This is a genomic window from Caballeronia sp. GACF4, from assembly GCF_023631025.1.
Taxonomy (GTDB): Bacteria; Pseudomonadota; Gammaproteobacteria; order Burkholderiales; family Burkholderiaceae; genus Caballeronia.
Genome location: NZ_JALQDW010000018.1, coordinates 272372 through 295292 on the forward strand (window position 1 = coordinate 272372; position 22921 = coordinate 295292).

At 60.6% G+C, this 22921-nt stretch carries 16 protein-coding genes and 1 pseudogene; 10 read left to right on the plus strand and 7 right to left on the minus strand.

Annotated elements, in window-relative coordinates:
• The first annotated feature begins 109 nt into the window (after positions 1-109).
• A complete protein-coding gene (locus NCR40_RS16330; RefSeq protein ID WP_250509976.1) occupies positions 110-4573 on the plus strand; it encodes an Lhr family helicase in 4464 nt (1487 codons plus the stop codon).
• 159 nt (positions 4574-4732) lie between these two features.
• Here the strand turns inward: NCR40_RS16330 and NCR40_RS16335 are convergent, their stop codons facing one another.
• A complete protein-coding gene (locus NCR40_RS16335; protein ID WP_244828340.1) occupies positions 4733-4954 on the minus strand; it encodes a hypothetical protein in 222 nt (73 codons plus the stop codon).
• A 619-nt stretch (positions 4955-5573) separates the two neighbouring features.
• Here NCR40_RS16335 and NCR40_RS16340 point away from each other — a divergent pair.
• A complete protein-coding gene (locus NCR40_RS16340; protein WP_250509977.1) occupies positions 5574-7718 on the plus strand; it encodes a serine/threonine protein kinase in 2145 nt (714 codons plus the stop codon).
• Between the two features lie 51 nt (positions 7719-7769).
• Here the strand turns inward: NCR40_RS16340 and phaP are convergent, their stop codons facing one another.
• From phaP to NCR40_RS16365, 5 genes are all read right to left on the minus strand, one after another.
• On the minus strand, positions 7770-8192 hold the full coding sequence (phaP, locus tag NCR40_RS16345) for a phasin family protein (RefSeq protein WP_244828337.1): 423 nt from the start codon (positions 8190-8192) through the stop codon (positions 7770-7772).
• Positions 8193-8664: 472 nt separating this feature from the next.
• Positions 8665-9051 (minus strand): DUF3564 family protein, encoded by a 387-nt coding sequence (locus NCR40_RS16350; protein WP_244828335.1) that lies wholly within the window; start codon positions 9049-9051, stop codon positions 8665-8667.
• 725 nt (positions 9052-9776) lie between these two features.
• Positions 9777-11111, minus strand: coding sequence for an ATP-binding protein (locus NCR40_RS16355; RefSeq protein ID WP_250509978.1), 1335 nt, complete (start codon positions 11109-11111; stop codon positions 9777-9779).
• Positions 11108-11821 carry a response regulator gene (locus NCR40_RS16360; RefSeq protein ID WP_244828331.1) on the minus strand — a complete coding sequence of 238 codons (714 nt, stop codon included), beginning with the start codon at positions 11819-11821 and terminating at the stop codon, positions 11108-11110. The genes NCR40_RS16355 and NCR40_RS16360 overlap by 4 nt, the downstream gene beginning before the upstream one ends.
• A 12-nt stretch (positions 11822-11833) precedes the next feature.
• Positions 11834-12139 carry an EF-hand domain-containing protein gene (locus NCR40_RS16365; RefSeq protein WP_244828329.1) on the minus strand — a complete coding sequence of 102 codons (306 nt, stop codon included), beginning with the start codon at positions 12137-12139 and terminating at the stop codon, positions 11834-11836.
• Between the two features lie 239 nt (positions 12140-12378).
• Between NCR40_RS16365 and NCR40_RS16370 the strand changes: the two genes are divergently transcribed.
• From NCR40_RS16370 to NCR40_RS31475, 4 genes and pseudogenes are all read left to right on the plus strand, one after another.
• The gene (locus NCR40_RS16370) at positions 12379-12708 is read left to right on the plus strand and encodes a hypothetical protein (protein WP_250509979.1); all 330 of its coding nucleotides are present in this window, start codon (positions 12379-12381) and stop codon (positions 12706-12708) included.
• A 540-nt stretch (positions 12709-13248) separates the two neighbouring features.
• Positions 13249-13323 carry a hypothetical protein gene (locus NCR40_RS31470; RefSeq protein WP_502801000.1) on the plus strand — a complete coding sequence of 25 codons (75 nt, stop codon included), beginning with the start codon at positions 13249-13251 and terminating at the stop codon, positions 13321-13323.
• 284 nt (positions 13324-13607) lie between these two features.
• Positions 13608-14444 (plus strand): 3-oxoadipate:acetyl-CoA acetyltransferase, encoded by an 837-nt coding sequence (locus tag NCR40_RS16375; RefSeq protein WP_250509980.1) that lies wholly within the window; start codon positions 13608-13610, stop codon positions 14442-14444.
• A 636-nt stretch (positions 14445-15080) separates the two neighbouring features.
• Positions 15081-15653 (plus strand): annotated as a pseudogene (locus NCR40_RS31475) (ESPR domain-containing protein); the annotation flags it as partial.
• A gap of 53 nt (positions 15654-15706) precedes the next feature.
• On the opposite strand, the gene NCR40_RS16380 reads toward NCR40_RS31475, so the two are convergent.
• The gene (locus NCR40_RS16380; protein ID WP_250466848.1) at positions 15707-16126 is read right to left on the minus strand and encodes a hypothetical protein; all 420 of its coding nucleotides are present in this window, start codon (positions 16124-16126) and stop codon (positions 15707-15709) included.
• Here NCR40_RS16380 and NCR40_RS31630 point away from each other — a divergent pair.
• The 4 genes from NCR40_RS31630 to NCR40_RS16410 all read left to right on the plus strand — a co-directional run bounded on the left by NCR40_RS31630 (position 16047) and on the right by NCR40_RS16410 (position 22909).
• Positions 16047-19472 carry a YadA-like family protein gene (locus tag NCR40_RS31630; RefSeq protein WP_502801001.1) on the plus strand — a complete coding sequence of 1142 codons (3426 nt, stop codon included), beginning with the start codon at positions 16047-16049 and terminating at the stop codon, positions 19470-19472. The two genes, NCR40_RS16380 and NCR40_RS31630, sit on opposite strands and share 80 nt — an antisense overlap.
• 197 nt (positions 19473-19669) lie before the next feature.
• The gene (locus tag NCR40_RS16400) at positions 19670-20362 is read left to right on the plus strand and encodes a FadR/GntR family transcriptional regulator (RefSeq protein ID WP_250466855.1); all 693 of its coding nucleotides are present in this window, start codon (positions 19670-19672) and stop codon (positions 20360-20362) included.
• Between the two features lie 124 nt (positions 20363-20486).
• Positions 20487-21410, plus strand: a complete 924-nt coding sequence (locus NCR40_RS16405; protein ID WP_409014871.1) for a dihydrodipicolinate synthase family protein — start codon at positions 20487-20489, stop codon at positions 21408-21410.
• A 356-nt stretch (positions 21411-21766) separates the two neighbouring features.
• Positions 21767-22909, plus strand: coding sequence for an ABC transporter substrate-binding protein (locus NCR40_RS16410; RefSeq protein ID WP_250510287.1), 1143 nt, complete (start codon positions 21767-21769; stop codon positions 22907-22909).
• Positions 22910-22921 lie beyond the last annotated feature (12 nt).

Here is a 22921-nt window from a genome sequence, read left to right on the forward strand (position 1 = left end):
GCCAGAAGCGCGGAGCCGTAAGGATCAGTGACAGCCTACCTTTCTCGCATGGGATTCGTCCGAAAAAGCCTGATAAACGCAGTTTCAAAACCCCTCATACAATGACTGCATGACCCGCACCGACGCCCTGAAGGGCTTTCATCCCGCCGTCGTCAACTGGTTTCGCGCGCATTTCGAAACGCCGACCGCCGCGCAGGCGCGCGCGTGGCCGCTCATCCACGCGCGCCGTTCCACGCTCGTGGCTGCGCCAACTGGCTCGGGCAAGACGCTGACGGCCTTTCTCGCCGCGCTCGATGAACTCGTGCGCGAAGGCGTGGAAAGCGCGGCAAGCGGCAAAGTGCTGCCCGACGAGACGCGCGTGGTGTATGTGTCGCCGCTCAAGGCCTTGTCCAACGACATTCGCGTAAATCTGGAAGAGCCGCTTGCGGGCATTGCGCGCGAGCTTGGCCCCGACGCGCCGCTGATACGCGCCGCCGTGCGCACGGGCGACACGACCCAGCAGGAACGCAGCGCCATGCGAAAGCGCGCGCCGCATATTCTCGTGACGACGCCTGAATCGCTTTACTTGCTGCTGTCGTCCGATTCCGGCCGGGCGATGCTGTCGACCACGCGCACGGTGATTGTCGATGAAATCCATGCCGTGGCGGGCAGCAAGCGCGGCTCGCACCTGAGTCTGAGCCTCGAACGGCTGGATGCGTTGTGCGAGGCGCGCGGCGCGGCGCGGCCGGTGCGCGTCGGTTTGTCGGCGACGCAAAAGCCGATCGAGCTCGTCGCGAAGTTTCTCGCGGGCGTCGGAAAGCCGTGCGAGATCGTGGATGTCGGTCACGTCCGTGCCCGCGATCTCGCCCTCGAAATGCCGCCGATGCCGCTCGAAGCGATCATGTCGAACGACATGTGGGAGCGCGTCTATGACCGGCTGGCCGAGCTTTCCGGCATGCATCGCACGACGCTCGTGTTCGTCAATACGCGACGCATGGCCGAGCGCGCGGCGCGGCATCTGACCGAGCGCCTTGGCCGGGACGCGGTCGCGGCGCATCACGGCAGCCTTGCGCGCGAGCAGCGGCTTTCCGCCGAACAGCGCCTGAAGCGCGGCGAATTGCGTGTGTTGATCGCGACGGCATCGCTGGAATTGGGTATCGATATCGGCGATGTCGATCTCGTCTGCCAACTCGGCTCGCCAGGATCGATCGGCGCATTCTTGCAGCGCGTCGGGCGCTCGGGGCATCACGTCGGCGGCGTGCCGAAAGGGCGGCTCTTTCCGACTTCGCGCGACGACCTGATCGAGTGCGCGGCCTTGCTCGATTGCGTGAGGCGTGGCGAACTCGACGCGCTTTCCATTCCGCGCGCGCCGCTCGACGTGCTCGCACAGCAAATCACGGCGGAGGTCGCCTGTCGCGAATGGGGCGAGGATGAATTGTTCGAGCTGATCGGGCGTGCGTATCCGTACGCGACGCTCGAGCGCGCCCGCTTCGACGAAGTGGTGCGCACGCTCGCCGAGGGCTATACGGGGCGGCAGGGCGTGCGCGCGTCGTATGTTCATCGGGATGCGGTGAGCCGCACGTTGCGCGGACGGCGCGGCGGCAAGTTGACGGCCGTGACTTCCGGCGGCGCGATTCCCGACAACGCCGACTTCGCCGTGCTGCTGGAGCCGCAGGGCTTGCAGATCGGCACGGTGAACGAGGACTTCGCGGTCGAGAGTCTGGCTGGAGACATCTTTCAGTTGGGTAATACGTCGTACAGGATCATGCGGATCGAAGGTGGCCGGGTGCGAGTGGAGAACGCGAATGGTCAGCCGCCGAACATTCCGTTCTGGCTTGGAGAGGCGCCGGGGCGCAGCAGTGAGCTTTCCTTCGCGATCGCGCGGTTGCGGGCGGGGGTGGATGCGCGGTTGGCGGGTGTCGGGGCCAAGGGCGCGAAGGATTTAAGCCTCGCGCATGGCGCCAATGACGCGTACGCGGCGAACGCGGCGAAGGACGCGCGCAACGCCGACAGCGCGAAAGACGCACTTAGCGACTCGCTAGCTCCCACCATCGCATGGCTCGCCGATGAAACCGAAGGCATCGGCGCCAATGCCGCGCGTCAGATCGTCGAATATCTCGCACGCGCACGCGCCGCGCTGACCGTGCTTCCGACCCAGGACACGCTCGTCATGGAGCGCTTCTTCGACGAATCCGGCGGCATGCAACTCGTGATTCACGCGCCGTTCGGCAGCCGCGTCAATCGCGCGTGGGGTCTCGCGTTGCGCAAGCGTTTCTGCCGCACCTTCAATTTCGAACTGCAGGCGGCGGCGACGGAGGATGCCATCGTCCTGTCGCTCACGGGCAGCCACAGCTTCGCGCTCGATGAAGTCTGGCGGTATCTGAAATCGGCAAGCGCGGAACATGTGCTGATCCAGGCGTTGCTCGACGCACCGCTTTTCGGCGTGCGCTGGCGCTGGAACGCGACCAACGCGCTCGCCTTGCCGCGCTATTCGGGCGGCCGCAAAGTCGCACCGCAGTTGCAGCGCATGCGAAGCGAGGACTTGCTCGCCGCCGTTTTCCCGGATCAGGTCGCGTGCGCGGAAAACATCGCGGGCGAGCGTGAGGTTCCGCAGCATCCGCTGGTCGAGCAGACTCTCGACGACTGTCTGCACGAAGCGATGGACAGCGAGACTTGGCTTGCACTTTTGCGTCGTATCGAAACGGGCGATGTGCGGCTCGTCACGCGCGAGTTGCCCGCGCCGTCGCCGCTTGCCGCCGAGATTTTGTCGGCGCGGCCGTATGCTTTTCTCGACGACGCCCCGCTCGAAGAGCGCCGCACGCAGGCTGTCTTGGCGCGCCGCTGGACCGATCCGCAATCGACCGATGATCTCGGCGCGCTCGATGCCGACGCTATCGAAAGCGTGCGCGCGGAAGCCTGGCCCGCGGTGACGAGCGCCGATGAAATGCACGAAGCGCTGACCGGTCTCGCGTGCATCGCGCATGGCGAGGCGGCGCGTTGCGACGGCTGGCCAGCGTGGCTCGACGCGCTCGCACGCGCCGGGCGTGCGACGCGCTTGCAGATTGCGGAGCACGACGCGCTGTGGATCGCCGTGGAGCGGCTTGCCTGCCTGCGCGCGGTCTATACGCATGCGCCGATGCATCCCGCACTGCAGCCGCCGCCCGGTTTCGACCATGCCTGGACTGAAGATGACGCGCTCGTCGAGATCGTCCGCGCGCGGCTCTCGGGGTTCGGTCCGCTGACGGTGCCGGAAATTGCGCGTCCGCTTGCGTTGCCTGCGTCGAGCGTGGCTTCGGCGTTGACGCGTCTGGAAGCCGAAGGCTATGTAATGCGTGGCTGCTTCACGCCCACGGCTAAAGACGAGGAATGGTGCGAGCGGCATCTGCTGGCGCGGATTCATCGCTACACGGTGCGGCGTTTGCGTCGCGAAATCGAACCCGTGGAGCGGCAGGATTTCATGCGTTTCCTGTTCGAATGGCAACGCGTCGCGCCGGATTCTCACGGCGAAGGCCGCGATGCGCTTCTCGGCGTGCTCGAACAGCTCGAAGGCTTCGAGGCGCCCGCCGTGGCGTGGGAGGATGAAATCCTGCCGGCGCGCATCGCCGATTACTCGGGCATGTGGCTCGACGAGGCTTGCCGTGCGGGCAAGATCGTGTGGACGCGTCCGGCCGGCCGTGCGCGCGCGACGGGTGGCCCGGTGCGCGGCACGCCGATCGTGCTGCTGCCGCGTCGCCATCTGGGGGCATGGAATACGCTGATGCGCCCCGACGAAGCGCCGCAGTTGTCGTCGCGCGCGCAACGCGTGTTCGAGGCCCTGAGCACGCACGGCGCGATGTTCTTCGACGAACTTCTCGCCGATGTACGGCTCCTGCGCACGGAACTCGAAGATGGGCTCGGCGAACTGGTCGCGCTGGGCCTCGTCAACGCGGACAGTTTTGCGGGCTTGCGCGCGCTTCTGGCGCCGGCCGCCAAGCGCAATGTGTTCGCGCGGCGGCAGCGGCGCGGCGGGCTTTTCATCGGCGGGATGGACGATGCGGGCCGCTGGGCGCTCTTGCGTCGAGCCAATTCCAACGATGATGCGGACATCGAGCACGTCGCGCTTGCGCTGTTGCGCCGGTATGGTGTCGTGTTCTGGCGACTGCTCGAACGCGAAGCGCAGTGGCTGCCGCCGTGGCGCGATTTGCTGCGTGTCTATCATCGGCTCGAAGCGCGTGGCGAGATTCGCGGCGGGCGCTTTGTTGCGGGACTCGCGGGTGAGCAGTTTGCATTGCCGGATGCGGTGCCGCTGTTGCGCGACGTGCGCAGGCGGGCGAAAGAGGGCGCGCTCGTCGCGCTTGGCGCGGTCGATCCGCTGAACCTCGTGGGCACGTTGCTGCCAGGCGAGAAAGTGCCGGCGATTGCGGGCAATCGCGTGTTGTTTCTGGATGGCTTGCCGGTTGGGGCGGTCGTGGCCGGTAAGACGCGATATCTCGGCGATTTCGATGGCGATACACGCGAACGTATCAGGCTTGCGCTTGTGAAGCGGAGCGGGCGGTCGATCGGTACGCCATTGACGGGCGGAATGGGCACGATCGGGATGACGGTGCGTAGTTGACGCACCGCTCGTTGGCGTTTTGCATGCATGACGCAGCGCGGTGGCATTTTGTATTACGACCACCGTGCCTCGCGTTTGCTGCTTGCTTCAATGCATAAGCAGCACGCTAATCGTTCACCCCGCGAACATCGACGGACGTAAGCGTCGTGTCCTCAAACGCTACTTCTTCGACACGATCTTGGTCGTGAATGGCCCAGGCTTTTCAGCGGGCACATCGTTCACCGGCACGCCTGGATAATCGACCACGCGATTCGCGTTCGCTTTCGGCCTGATACGAAAGAGCGGACGGGCACCGCTGCGTGCGCCGCCCGTGATCGCGGTCATTGCCTGACGGTCCAACTCGATGCTGTCCGCGAGATCCTTGATTTTGACGATGGCCATGACTGTGTCCTCCAAAAAAGTGAGAAGCCTGAAGCCGCGCCGATCCCGGTCAGATGCGGCGCGTCGAACTTACCTTGCATGCAGCATGCACATTCGACCAACGCAGAACGCATTAAGTATATGCATTTCGTCTGACGCTGCCACGCAAGGCTACTCGTGCCGCCGCGACCGTTTCATTCTGACCGGATGTGCCAAGCGGCAAGACGGCGGAGGGGTGTCACCCTTGGCCGTTTGTATGATGCATGCGTGATTCACTGAATGCACCATGCCTGATCGAGAGTGCAACGTCGTACCCTTTCCGGTCATGTCATGCATCAGGTATGCCAGTCGAACGCCTTGGCATGAACGAATCGACGGACCCCATGTGTGACGTGCTTTACGCAGCGACGAGCCGCTTGGCCAACCGCGCGCAATAAGACGCAAAAGCCTGTACCTGACTTAACCGAACCAACACCCGAACCAAACATGTCGGTATCCGAACGACATGTGCGCGATGCCGCGCATCATCGAAAACGCCATTTGCGTAAGGCGCATGCGGAGGCTAGTATCAAGCGATTACTGGGTATTTGTTACGACAAGTGAATTGTCGGTCGATTTGGAGCCGCGTCGCGTCGCACAGATGACAAGCTTTGCGCAGGCGATTCGTACATATCGGGGCGACGGCGGGTCGCGCGACGAGTTCTTTGCCGGGGTCGATGGCGCGCTCGCCATCGAACGAACTCCGGCCAAGCGGCTCATGGAGATCCTCGACGAGGAGCACGCGGCTCGGCCTCTACCACCCGATATCTACGTTGCCATTCGACGCCGCATCGAACATGTGGCGCTCGCTCATCCCGAAACAGAGTTCGGCACCGGCTTCGCGCCCGGCCGCGACGAGACGCGCGTGCAGACCACGCCGGGTTTCCCGGCGCCTTTGCCGCCGCGCGCATCGGGCGACGCGAGCGCATCGACGTCCGGCCACGCCACGCAGGTGCTCACGGAAGTCGTTCAGGTCAAGGGTGTCGGCGACACGCTGAACAATCGCTTCGTGCTGGAGGAATGTCTCGGCATCGGCGGGATGGGAACGGTCTACAAAGCGCTCGACTTGCGCAAGCTGGAAGCGTCGGATCGACGGCCGTACGTGGCGATCAAGGTTCTCAATCTTCAATTTCGCGGCAACCCGAAATCGTTGATCGCACTGCAGCGCGAGGCGCGCAAGGCGCAGCAGCTCGCGCATCGCAACATCGTGACCGTGTACGATTTCGATCGCGATGGCTCGATCGTCTATCTGACGATGGAATATCTTTCCGGCCAGCCGCTTTCGAGAATGCTTCGGAACCCGAACTTCAAGGGTCTGCCGTTTGCCGAAATGTTTCCGATCTTCAAGGGCATGGCGAACGCGCTCGCATACGCGCACGAGCGAGGCTTCGTCCATTGCGATTTCAAGCCGCCGAACGTTTTTCTCACCGATACGGCGGAAGTGAAGGTGATCGACTTTGGCATTTCGCGTGCAATCACGCGCCCCGAGGACGAAAGCGAGGCCACGGTCTTCGATCCCGGCAGCCTGGGCGCGCTCACGCCTGCGTATGCAAGTCCGGAGATGCTCGAGCATCGCGAGCCCGATCCGCGTGACGATATCTACGCGCTTGGCTGTATAGCGTACGAATTGCTGGCGGGGAAGCATCCGTTCGAGCGCGTTCCCGCGCTGCAGGCAAAGAGCGCCAACATGAAGCCGCAGCGGCCCGAGAATCTGGGCAACAAGCAGTGGAAGGCGCTCAAGGGCGCGCTGGCGTTCGAACGCGAGGCGCGAACGCCGAGCGTCACGCAGTTCCTGGATGAGCTTAGCGAACCGCCTGCCGCTGCGCCCGCAAGCAATAAACCGAAGCGCGAAGTCGGCCCCAGGATTGCGATCGGAGCCGTGGCGGTTGCGGCGATCATTGCTGCGGGCGCGAGCTATTACTTCTTCGAGCGGTCAAAAAACAGCGAACAAGCGCCACCCTCGAACGCGAGCGCAAGTCCGGTCGAACCAGTAAGACCGTCGAGCGCCGAACCGCAAGCGAGCGCGTCGGTGGTCGCGATAACGCCTGCCGTTCCCGTCGCCGCCGCACCGCAGCTTACGATGGCCGCAGTCACGCCGGTGCTGGCGAGCGCGCCGTGTTCGGCGCTCGTCGCATCGGTTCACGATCAGACGGTCGATGTGCAGGGTTTCATATCGGAGAAATACGGGCTCGCGCGTTTGAAGGACACGCTTGGACGCGTGCCCGGCGTGAAGACCACCAACTTCGGCGTGCAGCAAGTCGTCGACGACAAATGCGATCTGCTCAAAGTCTTCGCGCCTTACTGGACGGCGAACCGGCAGTTGGGACATCCGGCATCGGTCCATACGCGGTCGAACCAGTTGCGCCTGACCGAAGGCGATCCGCTGATCGTCGATCTGATGACGCCCGCGTTCGAGTCCTACGTCACAGTCGATTACTTCATGCTCGACGGCAGCGTGGTGCATTTGCTGCCGACCGAAAGATCCCGCGACAACCAGGCGCCTGCAAACTACGCGGCCACACTCGGCTCGATGGGCGATTGGGTCGTCGGCAAGCCGTTCGGCTCGGAGATGATCGTATTGACCGTGACGCCCGCGCCGCTTTTCGATGCCATCCGCCCGGACAGTGAAGCGAAGAGCGAATATCTGCGCGCACTCGACAAGCGTCTTACGGCGCTCACCGGCAAATACGGACGCGATAAAGTCGTCGTGGACATGTTCCAAATCACGACGCAGGCGAAGAAGTGAGCGTCGCCACGTAAGCGACGGCTCACCGGAACGTTGGCTGATCTCGCGCGATCAAGCTTGTGGTTTGTTGACCGACGCCTTCAGTTCCTGCAACGCGTCCTCCATGCGCTTCGTGACGAGCGCATAGGCTTCGGCCTGCGTCTGCTGCGTGGTGCGGGCGATGTCCTGCATATCGGCGAGCGCATTGTGCAATGCCCGTTGCACGACTTCGTTGGCGTTGAACGGCGGTTTCGCGGCCGACGATGCCATTTGCTTGGCGATATCCTCCAGATCGCCCAGCGTGCGCCGCAAGATTTCAAGTTGCTTGTCGCGCAAGGCCTCGATGCCGCCGAACGCAACGCGATTGGTGGCCGCGAGCGCCTCGACGTCTTTGCGTCGCGATTCCATGATCGCGGTGACATCGAAACCGGGAAGCTGATACTGCTGAAACATGGCGGCAAACTGGCTGAACGGATCGCTGAATTTCTGATTCATCTTGCCTCCCAGGTCGTTCGGTGGAGCGCGTTCTCATGCATGGAGCCATTCGATCGCGCGGCAACGTGCGCCGTGTGCCACGTCTTCTCGACGCGCGGCCCGGCCCCTGATACTACCAATTTAACCGTGCTAAATGGGGCAAGGGAAAACACCAGAGCGATTGCATTCAAACGACCAACTGTCGGGATGCTTAATGCAAATCAAGGCGCGTCGCGTCGCAGCGAGCACGCAATAGAGCAACGGCTGACAGGCCGCGCGACTGGCGGCCAGGATCGGAGGCGAGGGGGCGTTACGACGGTCCGCGTGGTCTTCGTTTCGTTGGCCGGCGCGGCACGGGCATGGTGTTCGACCGCCGCGCAGTTTCCAATTACCGCGCGATAGCGATTCCGATTTGCACGACAGTCTTCGTCATGGCGCTCATGCCGCTACCGAACGGCGACCCATTATCTTCGAGATGTCGTGCCTGCCCGCTTCAGAGCGCGGTCCAGTTGACCTCCTCGCCAGCGAATACGCCGTGCTCCGCCTTGATCTGCGCGCGGTCGATACATTGCACATGCCAGCGTCCCTCGCTCTGTGCGCCGGATTGATCGGTGTACCAGAGCGCGCGTCCGGCGAGCCCTTCGGGCGGACCGCCCGGTACGTCGAAATCGAGTTGTTCGAGCACGCAGATCGGTTGCGGCGCATCCTGCCCGCAGATCACGGTGTCGCCCGCACCTTTGGTCAGACCGCCCCAATCAGGCACGTCCATCGATTGGTGACCTTCGCGTGACCAGCGGCTGGATTCTCTGTCGAGCCACAAAATGGCGTAGGCGGCCGATTGAGCGCCTTCGAATCCATCCAGCTTGACGGTGATACGCATGACTTCCTCCATTACATCGATTTGGCGGACGGGACGCTCGAGCGCTTATTCGCGCTGGCCATGAGCGTCTTCGATTTGAACGGTGGCGTCGCGCGCCACGCTGTAATACGTGTCTTTAGTTATTTTTGTATTCGGTATGCACTTAAACACTCGCGGGTTTAGGCGCAATGTCTGGTTCGAGCGCGATACTGGCGATCGGTTCGATAAGCCGAAAGAAATCGCAAATCGGTCGGTGCTGTATGGCTCCACGCCATGAGTGCTGCGGCGCACAACAACGCGGTCAACTTAAAGCAAGTGCGATGCCGACCTCAGCTCCTGCACGATGGTGAAGCTTAGTACGCCAATCTGACGCTTCGGAGGCATGGCGGTACTTTTGCGTTGTCGATGAATGCACTACCTCGTCAGCCCGCGCCCCAACAGCATGCCTGCGTGCCCCATACCGGACCTACACGCCGAACACGCTCATTGCACTGCAGCAACTCAGATTCGCTATGGGTATTCGGTCGACGATATGCGCGGTCCATCTATTCAGATTGATAGCGTCTTCAAGTTGGAGCGTCGATGGCAACCGGCTGACGATTTTTGATTCAAGGGATGTGGGCGCGAGCCACAGGCACCGCAGGCAGTTTGATATTTCGTCCTGCTGCGCGACCGTTTCATCTTACGAGAACAGTATGGGCTCACCGGGGAACGAATGCAAAATACTGTTGAGCCGCGCATGAATTCTAAATACCAAGCGGCAAGACAATGCACGCCTCAGCGCCACCACCATCGCGTGCCCGCAAAACTAGCGTTCCGCCGTGCTGCCGAGCGATGCGCTCTACGATCGCCAGACCCAATCCCGTGCCTTTTGGCTGCGCTTCGCCGCCGCCGCGCTTGAACGGCTGTTTGAGCGCTTCCGGGTCCTCACCGCCAAGCCCCTTTCCGCGATCCGCGATCACAATGCATGCAGCATGCAATCGCGTATCGGTCCAGCTACGCACTTCGAGTCCGACGACGCCATAGAGTATGGCGTTCTGCATCAGATTCATCAGTACGCGCATCATGCCGATGGGACGGAAGGCGAACGGCTCTATGGGCCCGAGCGTAAGCGCGAACTCCTGGCCAAGGCCCGCAAAATCCGCTGCCAGATTCGAGATCAATGCGTTTATGTCTCCCACGACCGGCGCTTCCTTGGCACCGCTCCCTGCATAGTCCATGAACTGCTGGAGGATGCTGTCGATCCGATCCAGATAACCTTCCGCCGATGCCGTGAAGTGAGCGTCCGCCGCACTCGCCGAGGACATCGCCATCGCAAGGCGCAGCTTCGTCATCGGGGTGCGAATGTCATGCGAAATACCAGCGAGCATCAGTGCTCGCGTGGCGTCCGCTTCGCTCAGGGCAGCGCTCATTTGGTTGAACGCGCGACTAACCTGGGCAATCTCGGTGGGGCCGTCTATCGGCAAGACGCCGGGTTCATCGCCGGCAGAGAGGCGCCGCGCGGCATCGGCGAGGTGTTCGAGCGGGCGATTCAAATGCCGCTGGATCAAATACGCGGTCGCGATTGCAAGCGCCCCAAGGCCGAGCGATAGCAGCAGGGCCGTGGCGAGGCCGTCGTCGTGCGCGGCTTCCGGCACGGGCAGGGCGACCCAGCGTGGCTCGCCGGACAGATGCGCACGTATCCAGAGGCGCTGCTGGCCATCCGCCGCCGTCGCGCCGCTTTCCCAGCGCACTAGCATGTCTGGCGGCAGATGCGCTCGCAAACTATCGATGAAAGTCTGACGCTGATACGTGCGATAGAAGCGCAAGCGCGACTCTTCGGGCGTCTCGCGCGCGTCCTCGGGCAGGGCGGCGCGCACTTCGAGATGAGCGGCGATGGAATTCGATGCTTGCGGCGGGCTTGCTTTCAGAAGGGTATCGAGCGTCTCGATGTAGGCCGCGAATGTGGTCGCCGCCCGTTCGATGCGCGGCGTCTGAATGAAATGGAGCAGCACGGCGAGCGCGCATACCTGACTCACCGCCACCAGCGCCACGAGCAAAAGAATATTGCGTGCAAAAAGGGACCGCGGCGCGAGGCTCACGTTTCCACGTCCGCAAGCAACATATAGCCGACGCCCCATACCGTCTTGATGAAACGCGGCTTGCCCGGATCTTCCTCGATGAGCTGGCGAAGACGCAGCACCTGGACATCGATGCTGCGATCGAGTGCATCGTGATCGCGTCCGCGCGTGCGGGCGATGAGGTTGTCACGACTCACGGCGCGGTTCGGTGACGATCCAAGTGCATGCAATAACTGCATCTGCGCGGAATGCATTTCGAATGCATTACCGCTGCGCGTAATCTGCTGCTTGCCGAGATCGAGCCGAAACTCGCCGAAACGCAGTACTTGCGAGGTGAGCGTGGGATCGCCCGCTGCAATCTTCTGACGGCGCAGCAGCGCTCGCACGCGCGCCACCAGTTCCTGCGGCAGGAAGGGCTTGGCGAGATAGTCGTCGGCGCCTGTCTCCAGGCCGACGACCTTGTCCACCGGATCGCCCTTGGCCGTCAGCATGAGAATGGGCAGCGTGTGTCCTTCGGTGCGCAGACGCCGGCATACCGACAATCCGTCTTCCGGCTCCATCATCCAGTCGAGCACGAGCAGGTCGTATGGTTCGCGTTGCAGATAGCGGTCGAGCCGCTTGCCGTTTTCCACGACCCGCACCTCGAAGCCTTGCGATGTGAGGAAACGTTGCAGCATGTTGCGCAGTTCGGCTTCGTCGTCGAGCACGATGATTTTCGGAAGTGCTTCCATCGGCGATCTCCGTTAGCGTTGCGCGGCATGCTGATGCATAAAGGCTTCGATCTGCGGCAGCGTCACGTAGCCGGCTTTTTGCGTGTCGATTTCGTCGAAATGTCGAGCCACCATCGGCATGCTGGACGATGCTTGCGCGCGCGTGAGCTTGCCGTCGTGCGTGGTGTTGGCGCTTGCGAAGCGCGTCTGCAGACCGTGCATGACCTGCTCGATATGCGGACTTGCGCCCATTGGCTGCGTGGCGGTTTGTGCGAAGACCGCCGTGGCGATTGTGAAGCCGAGAATGCCGGCCACGCACGCTCGTGGAATCTTTTGCATGTCGGTTCTCCGTGAATTCGATGCAGCCAGACAGTGACGACATTTTATTGAGCCGCGTAGCGAAGGCAATCTCGGGGAAACGACGAATCATGTCGCCGTGTGTCATGCATCGTCCGGCAAGTCTTTCTCGACATCCAGTGAAACATGTTTGCGCTCACGTTTTTCGCGGTCGTTCGATATCGTTCTGCTGGCCGGCATTGCTGGTCGCCGCCTTCCTCTCAAGACTCAAGGACATCGCCATGAAAGTTCGTCTGCTCAGTATCTCCGCTCTTGCCGCCCTTGCCCTCACTTGCGCAGGGAGCGCATGGGCGGGAACTTCAGTCGTCGTTTCGTATGCTGGGCCCGCGGTGATTTACGCGCCACCGCCGCGCCCGGTTTATTACTACGCGCCTCCGCCTGCTCCGACTTATTACGTGCCAGGACATGCGGTGGTTGTGACGCCCGTCGCGGTGCCGCCGCCGCGTACGGTCGTAGTGGCGGCGCCCGCGCCGACCTATGTCGTGGCGCCGGCCGCGCGCGTGATCTATGCGCCGCCGGTTTATCGCCCGCCTGTCGTCATCGTTCGATAGGCGCATTGGATTTTGAATGCCAATGGGCCGTTGCACTTCGTCTGTGCCAAGTGCTTTGGTGGCGTTTGGTTCCCTTGAGCCGCTCGTGCGCCGCGTCAATTTGCATTCTGCATTTGGTCGATTGAATGCAGCATACGCATTGAACCGACCGTTTGAAGTTTCGCGGGCAAATTCCCTGCGCGCGGTCTTGCACCGGCACCGATTACAGCCGCACTAAAGCTTTTGCAGTCTCGCACTGTCTGAAACACGATTCGCAAATTCCAAGCGAGAGCGCCGAATGCGATTTTGCATGCCGTATGCGGCGTCGCGGCATACAAAAGGCCAACGTCACATCGACAGCCGGCAAAGGCCGCCTCCTATACTGTGTGTAAGCGTCAGGGCGTCTACTGGCGGACGCCGCTATCGGAGTTTTTGCCGTTGTCTTGGCGTTCTCGAGGTTGGGGCGAATACGCGACCTATCGTGAACTCACGGCATTTTGCCGGAAATAAATGACCTCGAAGGAGCGCTTACTATGAACACGCGGGTCGTCGCCGCAAGGCGTGCGATTGCCGGGGCGCTGGCACGCAGTTGGCTCGGTAAGGGGTGTCGCCAACTGCGAATGCGACAGTTACTAATCGCTCAGGCAAAAAGCGCAAGACGGGGCCCGCTTGTTTCGCGCGATCGATGGCCGGCGATTACCGACTGGTAGTTTGACAAGACGGTTGCTGGCCCAGGAGCGACAACCGCTCCACTGTCGGAGTCAGAAAAAGCACGAACGTGAGATCCATTGGGTCCATAAGAATAAGGGTTTGCGCGGCTTGCAACGGTTCGTACGATCCAGCAACATATTAAACGTACTAGTTAGTTAAAATTAACCGAACCGCCGGCGACTAGATCGGCGCCTCACAGGAGCACGAACGTGACGCAATCGCCTACAACTGATCCTTGCATCATCTCGGTCGCCATCACGGGCTCGGTACCGAAGAAAAAAGATAATCCCGCTGTGCCAACCACGATTCCCGAGCAGATCGAAAGCACGCTCGAAGCCTATGAAGCCGGCGCGACGCTGGTTCATCTGCACGTACGCGATGAAGACGAGAAATCGAGCTCGGATCGTCACCGCTTCGAAGAATTGCAGGACGGCATCCGCAAACACTGTCCGGACATCATCATTCAGTTTTCGACAGGTGGACGCGGCCGATCTTTCGAGCAGCGTGGGGCGATGCTCGATCTGAAACCCGACATGGCTTCGTTGGCGACGGGTTCGGTGAATTTCCCGACCATCGTGTATGAAAATCCGCCAGACTTCGTGCGTTCGCTCGCGCAAACCATGCTCGACCACGATGTAAAGCCCGAGATCGAGATCTTCGATCTGGCGATGCTCTACAGCACTTATGACCTCGTCAACCAAGGTTTGCTCAAGTCGCCGGTTCACGTGCAGTTCGTACTTGGTGTAAAGAATGCATTACCGGCGCGTCGCGAAATCCTCGAGTTCGAAGTGGAGCAGTTGGGCAAACTCTTGCCCGACGCGACATGGACGGCTGCGGGAATCGGCCGGCATCAACTCGAAGTGAATCACTGGACGCTGGAACTCGGCGGCCACTGCCGCACGGGTCTGGAGGACAACGTGCGTTGGGACAAAGACACTCTCGCCAAGAGCAATGCGCAACTGGTGAGCCGCGTGGCGTCGCTGTGCGCGGAGTATGGCCGGCCGGTGGCGAGCGCGAAGGAGGCGCGGCAGTTGTTGTCTCTTTGAAGTTTCAATTGCTTGAAAGGGCGCGTCGACGAGAAATCGCGACGCGCTTTTTTTTGCTGTCTCGCTTATTCATCGCAAGTTGATAGGCGATGTTGTCGCTTATGTTTGACGCATGCGCATGCAGCATCGGTTACCGCGTGTCTTCGCATACTGGTAACGCTTTCCAATACGCACAAGTTCTGTTTAATTTCCTGCTGACTCATCTTTTAACTGCCTAATGGCCATTGAATGGCCATATCGCCTGCTAGATCTTCTTCGTATATATACATCGCTGATTTTCGGCAAATACATCGTTCAGCACGTTCAGATATTCGATGCATTTTTAAGACTTTCTGAATGGAAAAAACGCTTCGATAAGACAAAAATCCAAGCGTGGATAGAGACTTCTTGCCGCGCGATTGAGGAATGTCAGAGGCTCCATGTCCTGGTGACACTCTGACATGCGTGATTAGGTTTTGGAAACCTAAATAATCGAAGCTCTGACGATTATTGCTTCTTCATGTTTATCCGATGGCCCCGAGCCAAGCGGTCTATGTCGCGTTTGGTCAAGCGCCGTGTTGCTCATTACGAGCACATCAGTCCGTGTCGGAAATCACGAAGAAAAAGAATTTCAACTTGAACTCGAAGAAGGTTTTGATGAATAAGACGTATCGCGTGGTTTGGAGTCAGGCATCGGAAAGCTGGGTTGCCGCAGCGGAAAATGCGCGGACCAAAAGCAAGCGTGGCCGAACAAACGCAGCAGTGTTGGCGGTGTTCGCACTCGCTGCGGGCAGCGCGCAGGCGGGGAGTGGGTATTCCGTCGGTGTATTATCGGACGGATACACGCCGGCCAGTTGCCTGAGTGACCAAGGCGCAGGGAACGTCGTGCAAACGTCTTCCGTGGCTTGTGATGGCACCAATCACCCTGGAGCGGGTCTGGTTGCCTATTCAGCAAGCGGGGGAATGGGCGCTTACGCCGTCGCTGTTGATTCCAATACACTTGTAATGGGAGCCGGGGGCGGGACCCTCATGACAATGACTCCCGGCAATATCTCGGTCACTGCATCGACCTTCTCGATCAGTACCGGTACCACGTTCGACATGGGCAACAACAAAATTCAGAATATGGCGCCGGGGGGACTGACAGCAGGAAGTCATGATGGCGTGACCGGTGCTCAGTTATATCTGGCTCTTTCGACGACCGCGTCTAGTTTGGGCGGCGGCGCGTCCGTGAGCGGCGCAAGTATCTCTCCACCGTCTTATCCTGTAGCCGGAACGACCTATCATGACGTAGGCGGGGCGATCAACGGGCTGAACACGCAGGTCGGCTCTTTATCGACGACAGTCAGTTCGGTGTCGACAACGGTTGCTTCCCTTTCCACCACCGTAGATTCGGTTTCCACTGGTCTCAATTCGTTATCCACAACGGTTTCGACGACGGCCACTTCCTTGTCGACGAGCGTGGACTCGTTATCGACGTCGACTTCAAGTACTTTGAACTCGCTGTCTACCTCTTCATCGACGGCGGTGACGTCACTGTCCACGACCGTCGATTCGGTATCCACGAGCGTGACTTCCCTATCCACGGGTGTCGACTCGCTCTCGACCTCGGTTTCCACGGGGATGAACTCGCTGTCGACCGGGTTGACCTCGGTGTCGACTACCGTCGACTCACTGTCGACAAACGTCGGTTCGCTGTCCACCGGTCTCAATACGTTGTCGAGTTCGACATCGACTGCCGTAGGATCGCTGTCGACGGGTCTCGCGAACTCGGTTCAGTACGACAACGCAAGCCATGACTCCGTCACGCTGGGCGGTGTCGCCGCGCCTACCGAAGTGAAGCTGACCAACGTCGCCAAAGGCGATGTAACAAACTCAAGCACGGACGCCATCAACGGTAGTCAGTTGTATTCGCTTTCGACGTCTGCTTCAACGGGCCTCGACTCGCTCTCGACCTCGGCTTCGTCGAGCGTAGCCTCCTTGTCGACCTCCGTTTCGACCACGACCACCTCGTTATCGACAAGTATCGATTCCTTGTCGACGTCGGCTTCGACCACTGTAGGCTCGCTGTCCACCTCGGCCTCGACCGCGGTAACCTCACTGTCTACAACTGTCGATTCAGTGTCGACGAGCGTGAACTCGCTGTCTACGGGCGTCGACTCTCTTTCGACTTCGGTTTCCACGGGCGTGACCTCGCTGTCAACCGGGTTGACTGCAGTGTCGAGCACGGTCAACTCGCTGTCGACTAACGTCGGCTCGCTCTCCACGAGTGTGGACACGCTGTCCATCTCGACTTCGACCGCTGTCGGATCGCTGTCGACGGGTCTCGCGAACTCGGTTCAATACGACAACGCAAGCCATGACTCGGTCACCCTGGGCGGTGTCGGCGCCTCTGAAGTGAAGCTGACCAACATAGCCAAGGGCGATGTAACAGACTCGAGCACGGACGCCATCAACGGCAGCCAACTGTACTCGCTTTCGACGTCGGCTTCGACCGGCCTTAACTCGCTTTCGACTTCCGCTTCGACGAGCGTCGCTTCGCTTTCGACGAGCATCGATTCCGTGTCGACAAGTGTTGGATCATTGTCCACAACTGTCGATTCTGTGTCGACTGGCGTCAATTCGCTGTCCACGAGCTTCGACACGCTTTCGGCTTCAGTATCGACGACCACGGGCTCCATCTCGACCAGCGTCGAATCGCTTTCGGCTTCCACTTCGACCTCTGTCAATTCGCTGTCAACCAGCGTCGATACGCTGTCGACATCCACTTCGACCGCAGTCAACTCGCTTTCAACGGCAACCGCGACCAGCGTTAGTTCCCTGTCGACGAGCGTCGATTCGCTTTCGACGTCGGCCTCGACGAGCGTTGCCTCGGTGTCCACGAGCGTCGGCTCGCTTTCGACCTCGGTGGATTCGATTTCGACAAGCGTAAGCACACTGTCCACAGCTGTCGATTCAGTGTCGACGAGTGTCAGCACGCTGTCCACGTCCGTGGATTCGCTTTCGACGTCGACATCGACGAGCGTTGCCTCGCTCTCGACGGGCGTGGACACGCTCTCGACCTCCACCTCTACGGCAGTCGCCTCGCTCTCCACCGGTGTCGATACGCTTTCCACTTCGATGTCCACGACGGTCGGGTCGCTTTCAACAGGTATCGACACACTGTCGGGATCGACGTCGACATCGGTGGCGTCGCTTTCCACTGGTCTCGCGAACGCCGTCCAGTATGACAACGCGGCCCACGACTCGGTCACGTTCGGCAACGCCGGCACGCCCGTGAAGCTTCACAACGTTGAGGACGGCGTTGTAGCAGCAGACAGCAAGGACGCGGTCAACGGTGGTCAGTTGTACAACTTGTCGTCATCCGTGTCGACGGGCATGACCTCGCTTTCGACCAACATCGACGGCATTTCGACCAGCGTCACGTCGCTGTCGACGAGCGTCGATTCAATCTCGACGGGCATGACCTCGCTCTCGACCGGCGTCGCCAACTCGGTTCAATACGACGACGCTAACCACACATCGGTTCGCTTGGGCGACACCGGCGCCGCCCCGGTCAAGCTGACGAACGTTGCCGATGGCGAAGTGGCTGCGGGCAGCAATGAAGCGGTGAACGGCGGGCAGTTGTTTACGCTCTCGACATCGGTGTCGACGAGCATGACGTCGCTTTCGACCGGCATTGCCAACGCGGTCCAATATGACGACGGCGACCACAAGACGGTCACGCTGGGCAATGTGGGTACGCCGGTCAAAATCAAGAACGTGGACGCAGGTGAAGTGAGCGCGGACAGCCTTGAAGCGGTGAATGGCAGCCAACTCTACAAAACTGCATCGAGCACGGCCGACGCCCTCGGCGGCGGTTCGACCGTAAATCAGGACGGCACCATCACTAAGCCGACGTACACGTTCCAGGACGGTAATACCTTCAACAACGTCGGCGACGCCCTTACCAATCTCGACGGCCGCGTCACGCAGAACACGACCGACATCTCGACGATCAACGAGACGCTCAACAACATCAACACGGGCGGCGGCATCAAGTACTTCCACGCCAATTCGGTGCTGGAGGACTCCCAGGCCACGGGTGCGGAATCGGTGGCGATCGGCGGCAATGCTCAGGCTATCGCGAACAACTCGGTGGCGCTCGGCTCGAACTCGCTGGCGGATCGTGCAAACACCGTGTCGGTCGGATCGAAGGGCGCGGAACGTCAGATCATCAACGTGGCAGCCGGTACGCAGGATACCGATGCCGTCAACGTCTCGCAGTTGAAGGGCGCCGGTCTCATTAATGGAGATGGCACGACCAATACTTCCGTGACCTATGACCACAACGCGGACGGGTCGACCAACTACTCGAGCATCACGCTCGGCAACAACGTCGCAGGCGGCACGACAATCCACAACGTTGCTGCGGGTGTTGCGAGCGACGACGCGGTCAACGTCGACCAGATGAATGCCGCAATCGATCGCGTGACGAACATCGCCATGAGCGGTGGCAACCCAATGTTCGCCGCGCAAGGCGATGTCAACACTGAAGTCGCTAGCGCGACAGGCGTGCATTCCGTTGCCATGGGCGCGAATGCCAGCGCTACTGCGGACAATTCCGTCGCGCTCGGGGCTAACTCAGTGGCGGATCGAGTAAATACGGTTTCGGTCGGGTCTGCGGGTAACGAACGTCAGATCACGAACGTCGCGGCGGGCACGCAGAGTACCGATGCGGTCAATGTGAGTCAGTTGAATCTCGCTTCCACACAGGCGCAGAACTATACCGACTCGCGTATCGCGGGCGTGCAAGGCCAGATCAACAACATGGCGAAAGCGGCTTATGGCGGTATCGCAGCCGCGATGGCTTCCGCCGGACTGCCGCAGCCTACCGCTCCGGGCAAGACCATGGTCGCGTTGGCCGGCGCACGTTACGCCGGGGCCTCCGGCGCGGCACTCGGCATCTCTCATGTTACGCAAGACGAGAGTTGGGTAATCAAGGCTTCCGGCAATACAAGCAGTTCCGGAAATGTCGGCTTCACCATCGGAGCGGGGCATCAGTGGTAACGCCCGGTGCGTGAAGTGAAGTGAAGTGAAGTGAAGTGAAGTGAAGTGAAGTGAAGTGAAGTGAAGTGAAGTGAAGTGAAGTGAAGTGAAGAAGGCCGACGCAGCATGGCGTGCGTCGGCCTTCACGCGTTATCGCGACAACGCAAAAATTTGCCTTACAATCGTTCCCTACTCTGACAAGCACGTCCAGCGTACACATGAACGAGCGTAAATCGCATGGTCTCGCCGACCGAATCTACAGCGATATCCTCAACAGCATCATGGAAGGCGAGTTCAAGGAAGGCGATCGTCTTCTGACAGAACACGCCCTTGCCGAACGCTTTGCGACCTCGCGCCCGACCGTGCGCGAGGCACTGGCGCGACTGCGCGCGGACGGCATCATCGTCACGCGGCGCGGATCGGGCACTACTGTCGGTCGTCGTCCAGACCCGGATGTGCGGCGCTTCGCTCCGTTAGAAACGCTGTCAGACATTCGCCGATGCTACGAATTTCGCGTAGTCACGGAAGCAGGCGCAGCCGAGCTTGCCGCGCTTAAGGCGGATGACGACGACATCCGCGCCATCGAAGCCGCCTGGGAACAGCTCGAACGCGTGGTGGAGGCGCAAGAAGGCATTGGCGCGAAAGACGACTTCGCGTTTCATCTTGCGGTCGCAAAGGCATCAAAGAATCAGTTCTTCATCACGGTGCTCTCGTTTATCGAGGAGCAGATTGTTTTCAGCATGAACCTGTCGCGAAACCTGTCGCTCGTGAAAACAGTCGAGCGGCAGCGTCTCGTCCAGCGCGAGCATCGTGATGTGCTCGATGCCATTCGTGCTCGCGATTCGTCACGAGCCGGCGAAGCTATGAAGTCGCATCTCGAAAATGCGCTGAATCGGATGTTCGGCAGTTAGGCGTAGATGTCATACGACCGTATCGATAGGTTCAAGGGGAAACCCTAGTTAACAGAAAAGTTGTTTGACAACTTTGGGGTGCCTTGCTACTTTCGATCGTTCCAGACGACTACCGCGAGGCGCCGTGAACATCCAACCGATTACCGTAAGCGAGTTTTCTGAGTCCGTCATGGCCGTGCCGCCGCTCGCACGAAATGTCGATTACTCGTTGAATCCTCATGCAAACCGCAAGTTGGTCGAGCATATAGAAGCGGGCGGCGTGCGCACGCTCCTATACGGCGGCAATGCGAATCTTTATCACGTTGCCGTGAGCGAGTACCGCGAGTTGCTTGACATGCTTGCCGAGATTGCGGGGCAAGAGACGCGCGTAATTCCCGCCATCGGTCCGGACTACGGAAAAATGCTCGACCAGGCGCACATTCTTTCGCAGACGGACTTCCGTACCGCGATGGTGCTCCCGCTTGCCGGATTCACGACGCCACAGGGCGTGGCGACGGGCCTCAAGCGCCTGGTCGATGCAGCCGGCATGCCGTTCACGCTATATATCAAGAGCGAAGATTATGTCGATGTCGATACGCTCGCCGCACTCATCGATGACGGTACGTTGCTGGCCGTCAAGTACGCGATTGTGCGTGCCGATCCCGCCGTCGATCCGTATCTGCTCCGCCTGCTGCAAAGCGTTCCGGCCGCGAAAGTCGTGTCCGGTATGGGCGAGCGCCCGGCGATCACCCACGTGCGTGAATTCGGACTCGCTGCGTGGACAACGGGCTCGGGCTGCATCGCGCCTAACGCGGTGACGGCGTTGCTGCACGCCGTGAAAACCGGTCGCATGGACGAGGCTCGCCAGCTTTATAACCGCTTCCTCCCGCTCGAAACCCTACGCGACGAAATCTCGCTCATCCGCGTCCTGCATGACGCCGTGACGCTCTCGGGCATCGCGGATATGGGGCCGCTTCTGCCGCTCCTGAGCGGCTCGCCCGAAGCGGAGTTGCCTGCCATCGCGAAGGAAGCGCGCGACCTCGTTGGAATGGACCGCGCCATCGCTTGAGTGCGTAATGCGGCGCCTTCACGGGAAACGCCAGTTAAAAGCGGTTAAACAAGTCGCTCGGGGTATATCCCGAGAGCGCGCAGCAAACATCGGCAGACAAAGCGTCAACGCCTGTTTGACCCGGTTGGGAAACAAGATCTGCTCCCGTCGATTTGCTTGACATACGATGATCGCGTTAGCTATTTTTCAACTTCCGAAGTAAAAGGAAGCATTGCGCGGCTGCGCTGCAACGTGCGGAATCGCGAAGTATCGAAAAATCAGAGCAAGCAAACCCAGGCCGGGCACCAATAAAACAACCGGCCTTGCGAAAGACGTGAGGAGACGAAATGGCTTTCAAGGCAGGACTGTCAGTGAAAATGGCGGCGGTATGCGTCGCCGTCAGCGCGATATTTGCGACGGGCGGGGCGAATGCGGCCGATCCGGTATCGATCAACATCGTCGACGTTGCGGGCAATCTTCAACTGACGCAGAAGGGGTTCGAAGCCTTCAAGGCGAAGTATCCCGATCTCGTTTCCAGCATCACCTTCACGAACGCGCCCGCGCCGCAGTTGCCGGGCAAGATCAAGGCGATGCAGGGCGCGGGCCGCTCGGACATCGACCTCGTCGTGACGGGCACGGATGCGCTCGCGGCCGGCATACAGCAAGGTCTGTGGGAAAAGCTGCTGCCCGATAACGCCAAGGCGTTCCCCGGTGTGCTCGAAAAGTACGCACCGGGTCCGCGCAAGATGCAGGACATCGCGCAAGGTTACGGCCTGGAAGTCACCTACATGCCCGCGGGTCCGCTGCTCGAATACAACCCCGCAAAGGTCACCGACGTGCCGAAGACGCCGGATCAACTGCTCGCGTGGTGCAAGGCGCATCCGAACAAGCTGATCTACGCGCGCCCGGCCAATTCCGGTCCCGGCCGCACCTTCCTCATGGGTCTGCCGTATGTGCTCGGCGACAAGGACCCGACCGATCCGGTCAACGGCTGGGACAAGACCTGGGCCTTCCTCAAGCAACTGAACGACTGCATTCCCTACTATCCGGGCGGCACGTCGGCGGTGATGAAGGAACTGGGCGAGGGCACGCGTGACATGACCGTGACCGTGACGGGCTGGGACATCAACCCGCGCGCGCTCGGCATCGTGCCGGCGGAATTCAAGGTGCAAGCCTTCGACAACATGACCTGGGTGAACGACGCCCACTACATGGTGATCCCGAAGGGCGTGCCCAAGGAAAAGCTCGACGTGCTCTACAAGCTGATGAACTTCATGCTCGAGCCCGCGCAGCAGGCACTGACATACGACGACGGCTATTTCTATCCCGGCCCCGCCGTGAAGGACGTGCCGCTGTCGGCCGCGCCTGCCAAGAGTCAGGAAGTGATTCAAAAGTTTGGCCGGCCGGAATACGCGAAGTTGCTTGCCGACCGTCCGCACGTCGTGCCGCTCAACGCGCAGGCGATGGTCGCCGCGTTCCAGAAATGGGACCGTGAAATCGGCGCGGCGAAGACGAAGTAAGCATCGACGCCA

Excerpts from the sequence above, each read along its gene's own strand:
- phaP (WP_244828337.1), bottom strand. The coding sequence starts at position 8,192 with ATGAATCAGAAATTCAGCGATCCGTTCAGCCAGTTTGCCGCCATGTTT.
- NCR40_RS16330 (WP_250509976.1), top strand. The coding sequence starts at position 110 with ATGACCCGCACCGACGCCCTGAAGGGCTTTCATCCCGCCGTCGTCAAC.
- NCR40_RS16340 (WP_250509977.1), top strand. The coding sequence starts at position 5,574 with ATGACAAGCTTTGCGCAGGCGATTCGTACATATCGGGGCGACGGCGGG.
- NCR40_RS16350 (WP_244828335.1), bottom strand. The coding sequence starts at position 9,051 with ATGCGTATCACCGTCAAGCTGGATGGATTCGAAGGCGCTCAATCGGCC.
- NCR40_RS31630 (WP_502801001.1), top strand. The coding sequence starts at position 16,047 with ATGAACTCGCTGTCGACCGGGTTGACCTCGGTGTCGACTACCGTCGAC.
- NCR40_RS16370 (WP_250509979.1), top strand. The coding sequence starts at position 12,379 with ATGAAAGTTCGTCTGCTCAGTATCTCCGCTCTTGCCGCCCTTGCCCTC.
- NCR40_RS16400 (WP_250466855.1), top strand. The coding sequence starts at position 19,670 with ATGAACGAGCGTAAATCGCATGGTCTCGCCGACCGAATCTACAGCGAT.
- NCR40_RS16335 (WP_244828340.1), bottom strand. The coding sequence starts at position 4,954 with ATGGCCATCGTCAAAATCAAGGATCTCGCGGACAGCATCGAGTTGGAC.
- NCR40_RS16365 (WP_244828329.1), bottom strand. The coding sequence starts at position 12,139 with ATGCAAAAGATTCCACGAGCGTGCGTGGCCGGCATTCTCGGCTTCACA.
- NCR40_RS16410 (WP_250510287.1), top strand. The coding sequence starts at position 21,767 with ATGGCGGCGGTATGCGTCGCCGTCAGCGCGATATTTGCGACGGGCGGG.
- NCR40_RS16360 (WP_244828331.1), bottom strand. The coding sequence starts at position 11,821 with ATGGAAGCACTTCCGAAAATCATCGTGCTCGACGACGAAGCCGAACTG.